A 13,492-nucleotide genomic window follows, 5' to 3' on the forward strand; every position below is an offset into this window, starting at 1 on the left:
AAATAATGTATCTTCGCAGAAATAAGGCATTAACAAGGCAAATAGGAGGCGCTGATATGACAGACAAAAGATTCAGGAGATTGCCGGTAGGCATTCAGTCGTTCAAGGTTATCAGGGAGGAAAACTACCTCTACGTGGACAAGAGCGACATCGTATGGAACATGGTAAACTTGGGAGAAAAGTATAATTACTTGAGCCGCCCTCGTCGGTTCGGCAAGTCTGTGCTTGTCGATACGCTGGAGTCGTACCTTGAAGGAAGAAAAGACCTGTTTGAAGGACTTAAGATTATGCAGCTGGAGAAAGACTGGAAGCAGTATCCTGTCATACGTCTCGACATGAGCCGTGGAGGTGCCAACGAAGACACTCTGCGCTCTTACCTGAACCTGCGCTTCAAGGATTATGAGGAGAAATACAACATTACTCCAGATCCAACTGCCATGCTTGCCGATCGTTTCCACGCCATTATAGCCACGGCATATAAGCAAACCGGGCTGAGAGTAGCGGTTCTCATAGACGAATACGACTCTCCATTGCAACATTCATGGAGAACGCCCGATCATGAAAAATGTACTGGAGTATACCGTGAAGTTTTTGCCATACTAAAGGCGGACGACGAGTACGAACAATTCGTTTTCATTACCGGCATCACCAAGTTCACACAGATATCTCTCTTCTCTGTCCTCAACAATCTGACCAACATCAGCTTCATGCCAGAATACGCAGCCATCTGCGGCATTACCGAGGAGGAGATTGAAGAGAACTTTATGCCAGAACTCAAACAGATGAGCGAAGCAAACGGTTGGTCTGTACAGGAAACCCACGACAGATTGAAAGCATATTACGACGGGTATCACTTCAGTCGTCGCAATATGGTGGATGTTTACAATCCATACAGCCTCGTCAATGCGCTGAAATCAAAAGAAATAATTAACTTCTGGGCTTCTTCTGGAGCAACATCCCTACTTCCAAAGTTTGTTGACAACATAGAACTTCGCCTCGGTAACTATGAGAAATGCTCTGTAATGCGCAACACCTTGGAACTGTCAGACGTAACTGGAGGCGGTGCCGAATTGTTCTTATATCAATCGGGATATCTCACTATAAAGGAAAGTGACGAGTTTGGTTATATATTGGGGTTCCCTAATGAGGAAGTAAAACAAGCGTTATACGAAACGGTGCTGCCTACTCTTGCCATGCGCTCAGAAAACGAAATACTGTCGCTGCAAGCCTGCCTATACAGAGAATTGGGCACTGGTCAGATAGACGAAGCCATGAAATCTTTGAAGGCCCTCATCGCCGACGTTCCATACAGCAACAAGAAGCTTGCATCTATGGATATGGAGGAACGTTACCGCCTCATCATCAGCACCATACTCAATGCCATCGGCTTGAACGTAGAGGTAGAGCACATGATGTCTACCGGCAGAATCGACATGACGGTGAAGACCTCACGCTACATCTATGTCATTGAACTGAAACTACATAACAACGGCGGTAAGGAAGCTGCTACCGAACAAATCCTCAACCGTCAATATATGGAACATTTCAAGGCCGACAAGCGCCAAGTCATAGGTTTGGGCATTGAACTTGATGAAGAAGGAAAGGGACTCTTAGGCTGGAAGAGAGCGGAATGAATGCAAAAAAAACATGGATTTTTTACCCAAATCGTTGTTGTAGAATTAGATTTGGGTAAATAATCGCCGCTTTTTTAACTTCTACTGCAATAAAATAATTATCTTTGCATAAGATAAGCAGCACCTCAGCATAACAGTCAAGCAAGCTTGTTGTTATGCATTCGGTTGGCATTATCTTTGTGACTGTTAATTTATAAAGATATTAGCATGATGAATAAACTTGTTGGTAGAGAGCGAGAGTGTCAAGAACTCAAAAGAGCAATGGAATCCGACCGTTCCGAATTTGTGATAGTATATGGACGGCGAAGAGTTGGCAAGACTTTTCTTGTGGACCAGTATTATCAGGGGCATTATGACTTTACTTTTGTAGGAGGGCATAATCTTTCACGCCAAAGACAGCTTACAAGTTTTGCGCGTGCATTGAAGAAATTGTCTGGTGTTAAGCCTGATAAGTTTGCCGATTGGTTCGATGCCTTTGATGCTCTTGAGGAATATCTTGATTCGCTCGATGCAAGCAGGAAGAAAGTGGTGTTTATAGACGAAATGCCTTGGATAGACACACAGAAATCAGACTTCGTTGCAGCATTGGAAAATTTCTGGAATGGTTGGGCTGCTCGTCGCAGTGATATTGTGTTCATTGCCAGCGGTTCGGCCACGTCATGGATGGTTGACAATCTGATTGAAAACCAAGGAGGATTACATGCACGTATTACAAGCAGCATTTATGTCAGACCTTTCACCTTGCATGAGACAGAAGAGTATCTTCAAAGAAAACACTGCAAGTGGGACAGATACCAGACATTGCAGTGCTATATGATATTTGGGGGTATTCCATTCTATTTAAGCCTCATCAATGCAAAAGAGAGTCTTGTGCAGAATGTAGACCGACTGTTTTTTGCCCAAGGCGGCATCATGCGAAACGAATTTGACGAATTATACAATGCTTTGTTTTCGAATGCCGATTTGTACATAAGCGTTGTTAAGACATTGGCCGCCCATCATGACGGTATGTCTCGTAATGAGATATCCAAAGCTACAGGGATGACAGGAGGAACTCTTACCCGTGTGCTGACAAATCTTGAACGTTGTGATTTCATCTCACGGAGTCAGAATTTTGGACATAAGACCAAAGATACAATCTATCGTTTAGTTGATTTCTACACCCTTTTCTATTACAAGTTCATCATGCAGGATATTTCAGGTGATGAACATTGGTGGAGCCATAACTTTGAGTCGCGCCAAGTATCAACATGGCAAGGGCTTACGTTTGAAATAATATGTCTTATGCACACAGACTGTATTAAAAGTGCATTAGGAATTTCTGGAATGGCTACAGAAGTGTCATCATGGCGCCAGACTGCATGCGAAGGACAAAAGGGTGGTCAGATAGATTTGGTTATCAAACGTGCTGACCGCATCATTCATCTTTGTGAAATGAAATCAAGCAAATCGGAGTTTCGTATTACCGAAGCATACGAACAGTTACTAAGACAACGATTGGAGTTATTCCAAAGCACCACCAAAACTAAGTTTTCATTGGTTATCACCTTCGTTACTACCTATGGTGTTGCAGATGGTCTGCATCATAGCCTGGTGCATAGCGAAGTTACAATGGAACAGCTTTTCAAGTGACTCAATGCCATAGGCTTGAACGTTGAGGTAGGGCACATCCACCAGTCATATTTACGGTCACCATATTAGTCGTTATTTTGATTGTTAGTAAAATCAGAATTGATATCAGGGCAACTGGATGTCTTGTGATTCTCCGCCCTTTTCGCTTTGTTGCGTTCGGATAAAGGCATAGCTGTCAGAACCGCGCAGTTTCTCATAACACAATTCTCTTACCAGTTCAGGCTTTTCGAGCCAGTTGAAATCTGCAAAAACCAATAGCCGTTCCATTTTTTGCCATTGCCTTAATCTTAATTATAATATGCAAATATAGGCAATTTACTTCATTATAAGATGGGTTACGTGGGCTTTATATATATAATTAAGGCTATATCAGCTATCTGCCACAAGTTGATTAATTAAAACAGACCAAAACGGTATTACAGCAAAGCGATGTCTGCTTCGATGCTCTCTGGAGTAAAGCGGATGCCCTTCAGCGCCACCTTTTCAAACACCTTCTGCAACTTGTAGATATCGCCAAGACGAAGCTTCACGATGTTGCCAGGCATCTGTTCCACAAAGCCTGCTTTCTCAGGTACAAGTTTCTTAGCATAAGAGATGGCAGGCGAAACAAGCAGGTCGATGCCCATTTTTCCGTCATACGACAAGAACAAATCCGTGCCCTCAATCCCCTTCACGATAATGTTTATAATTACATTCTTCGTAAAGCCCAACACCTTTATAGGAACAGAGACCGACATCGTATCTCCATCCACATACCCCACATTTACAGTCTTGTGAAAATGATCAGCCACATAATCCTGCAGATCAGCATAAGTTATTGATAACTTCATATATTAATACATTGAAGGGTGAACTCGGATTTAGTTTTCGGATTTAGTCTTTTGCATAGTAGTCTCCTTCCCATACCAATTCAAAAATCTTCATTTGAATTTTATACCATACAAATGGTATGAAAACTATTAAAAGTAAAAGGAACATTGCAATCGCACACTTACTATATTGACATATGATTTCACTAATGGAACTTTGACAACAGTCAGCGAGTACCGCAATTAAATACATAAGACAAATAAGCCATATATTTCTAAGGAAATTCTCATGAGCCTCAAGTGTTGGAATATTCATTAAGAATCCATTTTTTACTACATTATAATAGGCTTCCAGATAATCATCTTTGGTTATATATTTATTTTTCAGTATGACATTTTCATGTGCTTTTTTATCATGTGCAAATTGTTAGTCAGGAAAGGTGTTAAGCATTTTATAATTGTTTGATAGAAAATACCAATGATAAAAGCTGTGACGAAAAACAATATATTCGTTTCTGCTTTTTCTCCAATCATTCCTCCTACCAGAAGCAAAAGCAATGTTCCAACAGTCAGCTTATTTAAGCTATCATAAAATGTAAAACCAGTTATTGTATTCATATTCTTTATCTGTTTTCTATTCTATATTTATTGTATTTCATAAATTCACTCTTATTTGAGTCTTTTGGAATCAAGCCTTTATTAAACCATTCCTTGTTCATCCATTTTGCTCGTTCTATTACAAAAGGATATTCTTTTTTCAGAAATTCTTTAAGCTTCTTAAGAAATAAATTAGCCCCATCAATCTCATTATCTTTATACCAAAGACACTCGTCCATTTTGTCAACCTTGGCTGGTTTTGATTTAGGATTGACCTTTATACTGCTAATTTAACTTTGATTCGTAACACTAAGCCAATAGGATATTGATTCTGCCATTGTAGTTAATATTGATTTAAGTATCTATGGTGTCCTGTTCTATATTCTCATTTCTAATACAAACATTATGTTATGCAAAATTCGATAACCAGTGAGATGACTATTAATTATAGTCTCAATCAAGCTAAAATTTAGTTGATGAAAGTATTAGTGTCTTATATTGCAATACTCTTCAGATAAGCAAGTCGCTTAGAAAATAAAGTTCTTATTTCTGAGTAGATATTAGGAACATAGAACAGGACAATCCATGAAAAAACTATCCAGTATCTGATTTATAATCAATTAAAACTGCAGACGTTCGTAAACAGATTTCTGTTCTTCATAAGCATTATTTATTGCCTCTATGCATTTCTTCTCAAAGATAGCAACATAATTCTTATAACCCTCTTCATCATGGTCTCGCTCTATTTTGCCAAGTTTTGAAGATACATCAGCCATAGACATATCAACAACCGAAGTTGTCAGTACACTTTGAATGGCAGAGTTTTTCTCTTCATCAGAAATATTTTGCAGCATTATTTCTGCCTTCAACTTACTTTTCAATTCTACCAATGAATCAGTCCAGTTATTTGTTATATGCTTAAAGATATCGGAGAGAGCCTTATAATAATGACTTGTTACTTTATAATAAGCAATATCTTGTTTTGCAATCGGTTTCTTTTTTCTATCTATTGCCCACAAACCTGCGCCACAAGCCATAGCAACTCCACCAACTGCAGAGATGCCATTCTTCTCCAAATAGAGCCCCACAGCAATGCTTAAAGCGCCACCTGCTAAGCATATCCCCGAAGCAACAGTATGCTTAGCCGGCTTTATATAATTTGTCGTTACGGCTGTCTCTGGAAATGTAACCTTCGCAGTCATCTGCTTAACATACGAAACCATCTTAGCTTGCTCGTCATTCAGAGCAGCTATATATTTTTCTTTTACGCTCATAATATTTTCTCTATTTCGTTAATACTTGCAATAGCTCTCTTATAATTCTCGAGCTGTGCTTTCTTGTCCTTTAATTCTTTTTCAAGAGAATCAAGATAATCTTTAACGGAACTCTTTGCCTTAGTGTTCAACTCGTCCTTACGCCTTGTAAAAATACTTATAACTTCATTCTTCGATTTATCAAGTTCTTTCTTTATATCCGTATTGAACTCATCAAACAGATCACGTAAACCGTTTTCAACCTTATGACGCACTTCTCTTGCTCTTGAAGATATTATATTCTTTGCGGTAGCCTCATCAACAGAACCTACGCTAAAAGACACATCACTGTCTTGTGCGATATCCATAATACGTCCAACAACATTATTTGTCAAATCCTTAATATTCATAACAGTGGAATTGCTCATTGAGGCAAGAACCTCGCCAAGAATACGTCGTATACCATCTGCATCAAACTTAGCCTCCGAATCCTTTTGCTCAGCTTCCGCAATAAGGCTTCCGATAGTATCTTTTATTGAATTCATAAGTTCACCCGACTTGCTATTCCAATCAGTTGACAATTTTTCGGCCGCAGCTTGAACCTGACTTTCTGCCTCAGAAACAAGTTTCTGCTCGTCGATTTTCTTGTAGGAGCAGGATACATCCTTATCCCTTCCCCAAAAAGTAGACTGTCGTACGAATGTGACACCCTCCTCTTTAGTGGAAACTCTAACAGAAGGTGTCTGATAACAATTCCAACACTCCTTCATTGCCTGCTCCGCCATATCATCAGCCTTGCTTGCCAAAGAGTCTATATCTTTCACAATCTTTTCAACTACCTTTTGAGTAGCATCACGAACTGATTCTATCTGAGAAATATCTTTCTTACAAAGAGCATTGTTACGCTCATTTAGATTGGCCTTGCCATCACTCAAGATTGCTTTAATTTCGCTTGTAGCATTGCCAAAATAGCTGTTTACCTTGCTTGAGATAATCTTATCACGATTCTTCACGAACTCACCATCCAGATAATCCTTTCTGATATCATCAATCTGTGAAAGCTCATTGAACGTAACCTTTATATCACTGTCAGAAGCAAAGAAACTCGGATAGAATCTCTTCATCTGTTTTACGACATGGCTCTCCATACTGTCCCAGTCTGACGGCTTTTTATTAGCGATAGAATAACCGATACCGGAACTCATCGTAAAACGAGGTTCTTCACCCCTATAGTCTGAACCAGAAAGGTTGCGTCTGAACTGAGCTTTCAACTGTCTTTGGCAATCTTCTATCGCATTACCCAAATCGTCTTCAAACTTTGAGCCAGAATCTTGTAGTACTGAGTCAAATTTACTTGCAATAAGCACTACGGTACCTATACCTTGCGAACCAATACGATTGGTTAGGAAATTAACGTCTGTACTGTCAAAAAAACGTGAAGCAAAACTCAAGAAAAACACACCGTGACACTCACGCAAGAACTCACGTGTGCGATGCTCGCGAGACACCACAGGGTCGTTTACACCTGGGGTATCCACGATTCTCATTCCTTTAAGTCGCTCATCATTCAGACGAATAGTAAGACTCTTCACTACAGATGTGAACTGTCCGTCTGCGCCGACAAAGTTTTCAAGTATATCCTGCAAATCCTTAATATCAGTAAAGTCATTCTCTTCAGAAGCTTTTCCCACCTTGCTTTTGGCAACACGAGTACATCGTGATATAAGTTCTTTTGCGGCAGACAGCTCATCTGGGATATTCGCCATCTTTGCTGCCTCTTCATCTGTCAACGCAGGATTCATCGACTTCACGTTATTTACGAAGTCGTCATATTCTTTGGCCTTGTCCTCAAACTTTTCCCATTCCTTAGCCGTGTAGTACTCAACGGAGAACACATTCTTTTCACCATATTCTAACACTGTCAAGCCGGCTGTCATTGGCGTAGATGCCCTTGGCAACACATTCTCACCTTCAAACAACAGCGAGTTGAGGAATGATGACTTACCTGCCTTCACCTGACCAACGACACCTATTTTCAATATCTCGTTGTCACGTTTCAAGCGGTCACCACCTTCCTTTATGTCGCAAACTTTCTCTTTTATCTTTGAGAAAATCTTCTTTATCTCTTCATTATCTGACGCACTTGCAATGTCAACCGCTTTGGTTAACTTTCCAAATACATCATTATAATTGTTTATATTTATAGCCATACTTATTAAAAATTAGAGATCCAATTTTCAAATCGATCATTAGCAGCCAACTTCGTCAACGATTGCGACTCCATCAACAAACCCTTATCTGCATTAATAAGAAGTTCGCATATGTCTTGACAATGATAGATAGCAGCTGTCTCCAAGGCGTTATAACCATTTTTATCCTTTAGAGAGAGGTCAACCTCATGATCAATCAAAAACCTCATCATAGCATTATTGCTATTCTTAGCCACATATGTCAATGGAGAATATCCCTGACTATTACATTTTGTCAAGTCAACTCCATTTGAGAAGCAATCAAGAAATCTGTTCATATTGTCATTGGCAATAGCAGAGAACACATCTGTTTCTTCTTCTTCTTTTATGTTCAGCAATGCACGCAAACGCTTTTCGTTCTTCTTTATTGCATTTTCACAACACGTGGTAAATACATGAACAATCTCTTGTTTCTTCTTTTGGAGAAAACTCTTATAGATAGAAATCGTCTCTTTGGAGGCAACTGTATTGTCATAATCTTCTTTTAAAGAATCTTGAACATCTTCATCAGCTGAATCATAATATTCGTAAGCTTGTCTTATGAGGTCCAAATCTTCTTTACGTGATTCTGTGTTCCAAAATTGAAATTCATCACAGTTCTCCTCAGCAGCCGTCATTATTCTATTATATTCATTTACGGCGTTATTTGATTGTCTTTGCAAATTTGAAGCATCACTAAAGAAACCAGTTTTTTCAGCCCATTGGTCTTCTCGATCCAAAGCTTTTGACCATCCCTTCATTGCTCTATTGAAAAGATCTATCAATCCATCTCTTGAAGTAAGAATTTCATCATAGGATTTAATGATTACATCTTCAACCACTGGCAAATGATCTTTTACGAATGAAAATTTCTCTTCGCTAGAAGTTTCTGATTTAGAGAAAGCATCAGCCTTTTTCTTTGCCAATTCTTTTCTATCTTTTTCCAAATCAGCAAGCGATTCATCACAGTCTTTAATCTCCTGATCAAAACAAACAGCAAGCCAATTTGTCCAATAAGAAACAGAACGAGTATTAGAGAAACCATCCTTCATTTTGTAAAGAATCGAAGCAAGGACTTTCATCACCCCACCTCGTGTAGTTGCCTTTTGCTTATTCTTCAACGAATATATGGCACTTTCTCCTATTGAAGAAAAGCCAATAATGTCTATTGGTTGTATCTTCAATCTGGATTTACATATCTTCTCTGCTGACTGCAAGATTTTAACAAGATCATTGTTAGGTTTCTTATCCATTTTATTAAATACAATAACAAAAGGATAATTACCATCATTGTAATCTATTAGCTGATTCAGCATTTCTATATCACGTTGTGAGATAGTTCCTGCTTCAGCATCTATACACCAAAACAAAGCGTCAGAATCTTGCAAAGCATCAATAGCTGTATCTATATCCTTCTTTCCATTCTCTTTATTGGCATTGTCTGAATTATTATATCCAGGAGTATCAATGAACACCAAACCCTTTAAATACTCACGTTCTTTAGAAACTGGTACATTTAGATATAGTTCGTCTAAAACGGAAGAAACATAAATCTTCGACTTGGAAGAGTGTTGAATACAATCCAACACCTCACGATTAAGTTTTACGACATGCCCTTTACAATTCTTGCCAGACACAATCAACTTTGTTATCTGATCAGAAAAAGATATATAGGTATTAATCATGGACACTGGTTCTATTCCGGTTGGAAGAACAGCACCAATTCCAGTAATATTATTAAGGAAAGAAGATTTGCCAGAACTATAACCTCCACCAACTGCGACATTTATAGCATCACTAAAACCTGAATGGTCAAGATAAACCGGCATCATCGCAAAAGGAGCAGCACAACTTTCAGTCAAATCATTTATAGAGGCATCTACAAACGGATTTTCTGCTTCTCTTGTATTAATTTTAGAATAATCCTCCTCAAGTTGACTACATTTATCACGATACGGCGTAAATTCATCTCTCACAGACAAATCCATACCAGAGGTACAGATATGCGATATCAAATCCAACACAGTCTGCGGATTCTCATATTTATTGACTTTCAAAAATGCAGACATGGGCTTTTTGCCCATGCTTGCACTTTTATTTTTTATACCATCAAATCCCATATTAGATTTGAGCTTTTAAAGCATTCAACTTCTCCACTACAGCATTTAGGGCAGCGACCTTCTGAGCCACAACCTTCTCTTCTTCCTGCTGCTGGTTCTTTATAGTATTGATGTTCTCGTTGTACTTCTGTGTTTCAGAATCAATGAGTGCAGAAACATTATTGTAAACCTCAGCACGCTGTTCCTTGATCATATCCTCAATAGGCTGACGCAATGCTTCGATAATCTTTGAAACAATCTCAGAAGTAAACTTCATCTTGATCTCCTCTATCTTCTGCTCCTTGCTCTTTCCAAAGATCATACGGATAATATCAGGAATGATATTGATGAGGATAGTAACAAGCGGACCAAGAATCTTGCTCAACATCTTAACCAATTCGCCCAAACCCTTGTAAGCAACAAGTTTCTTAGCCAACTGATCAAGTCCCTTCTTTAACAGACCTTCAAGAATGTCCTTACCAAGCATGTTGCCGATAATCTCCTCTGCTCCAGACAGCATCTTGTTGTCCTTATCGTTGATGATTGTGTCCACATTTACCATAAACTCCTGAAGGGCACCTCCTACAACGTCGGAATATTCTGTAATCTCACGTTTCAGTGAGTTAACAATAACCGGGCGTATAATGGTAAGAATCTCCTGATTCAAGGCATTACCATCTGTCTGGCCATACAAAAGAGTGGCAATATAACCAGCCTTTTCTCTCAAAGCCTCTGAGATATCATCAAGGATATCATCAGCAGAACTCTCTACAGACTGAGCAGACTCAGCCTTTCTCTTCAAGTCTTCCACAGCCTTAGCCTGTGCATTTTTTAGACTCTCTATCTTTTCAGAGAAATCAGACTTGTCAGAAAGCATGAGCTTCATCTGTAGTTGCAATTCTACAATTAATAAATCAATGAAGTTAACAACCTGTCCCTTATACTTGTTCACTATCAATTCCTCGGCATCAATAGAACTCAAAATATCAAGAACACCGTTGAAATCCTTATTTACAGCAGATGCAGAAGTCACCATGGTTGATTCACCCAACATTCTCTTAGCAACAGACTCCACATTATCCTTGACGCCCTGCACTTCTTGCTCTGGCTTCTTGTCTATTTTAGAAACAACTACAGCCAACTGAACACCATATTTCTTTATTTCCTCAATAAAGCTAAGAGTGCTCAATCGTAATGTTCCACCTTCTACTTCACTTACTAAAATGAAAAAAGTTCCATCCAGTACATAATGCAGGATGGCATTGTTATGAGCCTCTACACCAGAATCGATACCAGGCATATCAACAACAACAATATTTCTGTCATTCCATTCCTTTACGATAGGATTGTTGAGATACAACTTAACAAAATTTCTCGGTGTCAACTGTAATGACTTAAGCTGCGAAATAGGAGCTGTTTCCACCAACTTATCGTCAAGCCAAACTTCAAGCTTTTCATTTGAAGAAAAATACAACTCATAAGACACAGCGGTCTCTGGCAGTATATTAGTAGGAAGGATATCAATTCCCAACATACTATTTATCAACGAACTTTTACCTGCATTGAAGTCTCCCACGAAAGGAACTTTTATGAAAGAATCCTTTTCGAGAGAACTAATCAAAGCTTCCTTATCTGACTCAGCCTTCTTTAAAGACTCTGGATTGTTAAAATTCTCTTTAGCTACAGTGAATGCTTGATTAACTAAAGAAACGTACTGATTGATTTTTTCCATTGTATATAGTTTTTAGTCCAACTTCTTAAATTCAAAATCATTTTGGTTGCAGCATGCTTTTTTGTAGTCGAAGGCGTAGATGCGCATGTAGACTTCTTGAAGCTCTTTGGCGCCGTTGTAGAATGGGGTGGTGGTGTGCTGATGAGTGGTTACCGTCACTACCATATCGGGGGTTAGTACGGTGCCGTTGGAACGCTTGATGCGCTTCGGCCTTACTTGAAAAACTTTACTCATAGGCTGTAAGTTTTAAGTTGTTTGACGTATCGATGTTGTGGGACAAGGTACGATTATTATATACTGTATGCAAAGATAATCAGATGCCTTGACCCGTACAAGTTCATAATGGTTCATAGAGGGAAAGAAAGGCGTAGACTCCTTCTCTCGATATTCCCTTGTAAGTTAGGCTCTGGTAAAACCCGTAGAAAAGAGGATATGAAAGAGGAGCCTACACCATATCATGGTGCAGACTCGCTCAAACAAATTCCAGTTCTTTTCTACTTCAGTTCAAATTTACCAGATTTCAACTTACAGAACCGTCACGGTGCACACAAGTTATATTGGTACACCCTTATTTGCTTGCTCGCGTCCACAAGATTTCTTGCGTCATTTCCGGGGCTGCCAGCTTCAGGATTTTGTGCCTAACGCTGTTGCTGCCCTTCCATTTGCAAATGTAGTAAAAGTTTCGGATAATCCTCATCTTTCCATTGAAAAATCTTGGTAGGCTCCTCTTTTTCTGGTTTCCGGTACTCTTGTCGCTGCGTGATGAGTCTCATTTTGTCACTGATGTAGTCGAAGCCATTGACTATCGTATTGGCAGGGGAGGGGATGTGGGCTATGATGCCGGCAACGGTCTTGTGGTAGTGGGAGTACATGATGTCGGCTCGTGGCCATCCTTTGTCATGTCCGATTTCGAAGTAGCATACGTTTGTGATTGCTGTCATGATAAAGAGGCAAAGGAATTTTATCACTTTTATGAGTATCTTGCGTAATATGGGTTTTATTGTCATGGTGGTGCTGTTTGGTGTCGCGACGGCAAAGGTATAGGTTGTGGGTGCCAAAAGATGACATAGCTGGAGGAAAAGTTGCCAATAACGCTGATTTTTAGAAAAACCAAGAATTTTCAAAAAATTGTCAGATTGTCTGGTTTTTCGTTGTAATATCCTGACAAACAGATAGTTGACTGTTTTGCGATTGTCAGGCAATTGTCTGGATGGTTGGCTGATGAAAAGAGAATTGTCAGATGTGAGGGATTATCAGATGAAAGGAATTGTCGGATGTGAGGAATTCAGACGACAGGAATTGTATGCGTTGGTAGAATCCTGAAACCAGGAATATTGGTATTACTAAAAACAAGTAAAAGACGCCTTATAACAGGCTAAAGCAGCAAGCAGTTGTAAAATATTACATTGAACTGCCTAATGACCCTTTGGATTAACTTATTGGGCAGACGTCTGACAGCAAATCTGCCCATCCGGGGTAAGCAGCGTGCCCACTTTGGGCAAGCACGT

Annotated in this window: 12 protein-coding genes; 2 read left to right on the forward strand and 10 right to left on the reverse strand. The window is 39.3% G+C overall.

Annotated features, from left to right (window positions below; all coding sequences use genetic code 11):
* Positions 1 to 56 precede the first annotated feature (56 nt).
* Together CCC32_RS02200 and CCC32_RS02205 are read left to right on the forward strand one after the other, a co-directional pair.
* Complete coding sequence (locus CCC32_RS02200; protein WP_287071987.1) at positions 57 to 1,634, forward strand: PD-(D/E)XK nuclease domain-containing ATP-binding protein; 1,578 nt, start codon at positions 57 to 59, stop codon at positions 1,632 to 1,634.
* Positions 1,635 to 1,841: 207 nt separating this feature from the next.
* Positions 1,842 to 3,266, forward strand: coding sequence for an AAA family ATPase (locus CCC32_RS02205; RefSeq protein WP_353756078.1), 1,425 nt, complete (start codon positions 1,842 to 1,844; stop codon positions 3,264 to 3,266).
* A gap of 105 nt (positions 3,267 to 3,371) precedes the next feature.
* On the opposite strand, the gene CCC32_RS02210 is transcribed toward CCC32_RS02205, so the two are convergent.
* The 10 genes from CCC32_RS02210 to CCC32_RS02255 all read right to left on the reverse strand — a co-directional run bounded on the left by CCC32_RS02210 (position 3,372) and on the right by CCC32_RS02255 (position 12,925).
* Entirely contained in the window at positions 3,372 to 3,533 is a 162-nt protein-coding gene (locus tag CCC32_RS02210) for a hypothetical protein (RefSeq protein ID WP_287072063.1), read from the reverse strand.
* A 149-nt stretch (positions 3,534 to 3,682) separates the two neighbouring features.
* Positions 3,683 to 4,096: a hypothetical protein gene (locus CCC32_RS02215; protein WP_287071989.1), complete on the reverse strand. Its 414-nt coding sequence runs from the start codon at positions 4,094 to 4,096 to the stop codon at positions 3,683 to 3,685.
* A 363-nt stretch (positions 4,097 to 4,459) separates the two neighbouring features.
* Positions 4,460 to 4,693 (reverse strand): hypothetical protein, encoded by a 234-nt coding sequence (locus CCC32_RS02220; protein ID WP_287071990.1) that lies wholly within the window; start codon positions 4,691 to 4,693, stop codon positions 4,460 to 4,462.
* Positions 4,694 to 4,698: 5 nt separating this feature from the next.
* Positions 4,699 to 4,911 (reverse strand): hypothetical protein, encoded by a 213-nt coding sequence (locus CCC32_RS02225; protein WP_287071992.1) that lies wholly within the window; start codon positions 4,909 to 4,911, stop codon positions 4,699 to 4,701.
* A 381-nt stretch (positions 4,912 to 5,292) separates the two neighbouring features.
* Positions 5,293 to 5,946 (reverse strand): hypothetical protein, encoded by a 654-nt coding sequence (locus tag CCC32_RS02230; protein ID WP_287071994.1) that lies wholly within the window; start codon positions 5,944 to 5,946, stop codon positions 5,293 to 5,295.
* The gene (locus CCC32_RS02235) at positions 5,943 to 8,135 is read right to left on the reverse strand and encodes a dynamin family protein (RefSeq protein ID WP_287071995.1); all 2,193 of its coding nucleotides are present in this window, start codon (positions 8,133 to 8,135) and stop codon (positions 5,943 to 5,945) included. The genes CCC32_RS02230 and CCC32_RS02235 overlap by 4 nt, the downstream gene beginning before the upstream one ends.
* Before the next feature lie 5 nt (positions 8,136 to 8,140).
* Complete coding sequence (locus tag CCC32_RS02240) at positions 8,141 to 10,273, reverse strand: dynamin family protein (RefSeq protein ID WP_287071997.1); 2,133 nt, start codon at positions 10,271 to 10,273, stop codon at positions 8,141 to 8,143.
* Between the two features lies 1 nt (position 10,274).
* Positions 10,275 to 11,984 carry a dynamin family protein gene (locus CCC32_RS02245; protein ID WP_287071999.1) on the reverse strand — a complete coding sequence of 570 codons (1,710 nt, stop codon included), beginning with the start codon at positions 11,982 to 11,984 and terminating at the stop codon, positions 10,275 to 10,277.
* A gap of 12 nt (positions 11,985 to 11,996) precedes the next feature.
* A complete protein-coding gene (locus CCC32_RS02250; RefSeq protein WP_287072002.1) occupies positions 11,997 to 12,218 on the reverse strand; it encodes a DUF6140 family protein in 222 nt (73 codons plus the stop codon).
* Positions 12,219 to 12,622: 404 nt separating this feature from the next.
* Positions 12,623 to 12,925: a hypothetical protein gene (locus CCC32_RS02255; RefSeq protein ID WP_287072003.1), complete on the reverse strand. Its 303-nt coding sequence runs from the start codon at positions 12,923 to 12,925 to the stop codon at positions 12,623 to 12,625.
* Positions 12,926 to 13,492: the final 567 nt, after the last annotated feature.

Source organism: Prevotella sp. LMAG:51 (genome assembly GCF_008680225.1).
GTDB lineage: Bacteria > Bacteroidota > Bacteroidia > Bacteroidales > Bacteroidaceae > Prevotella > Prevotella pectinovora.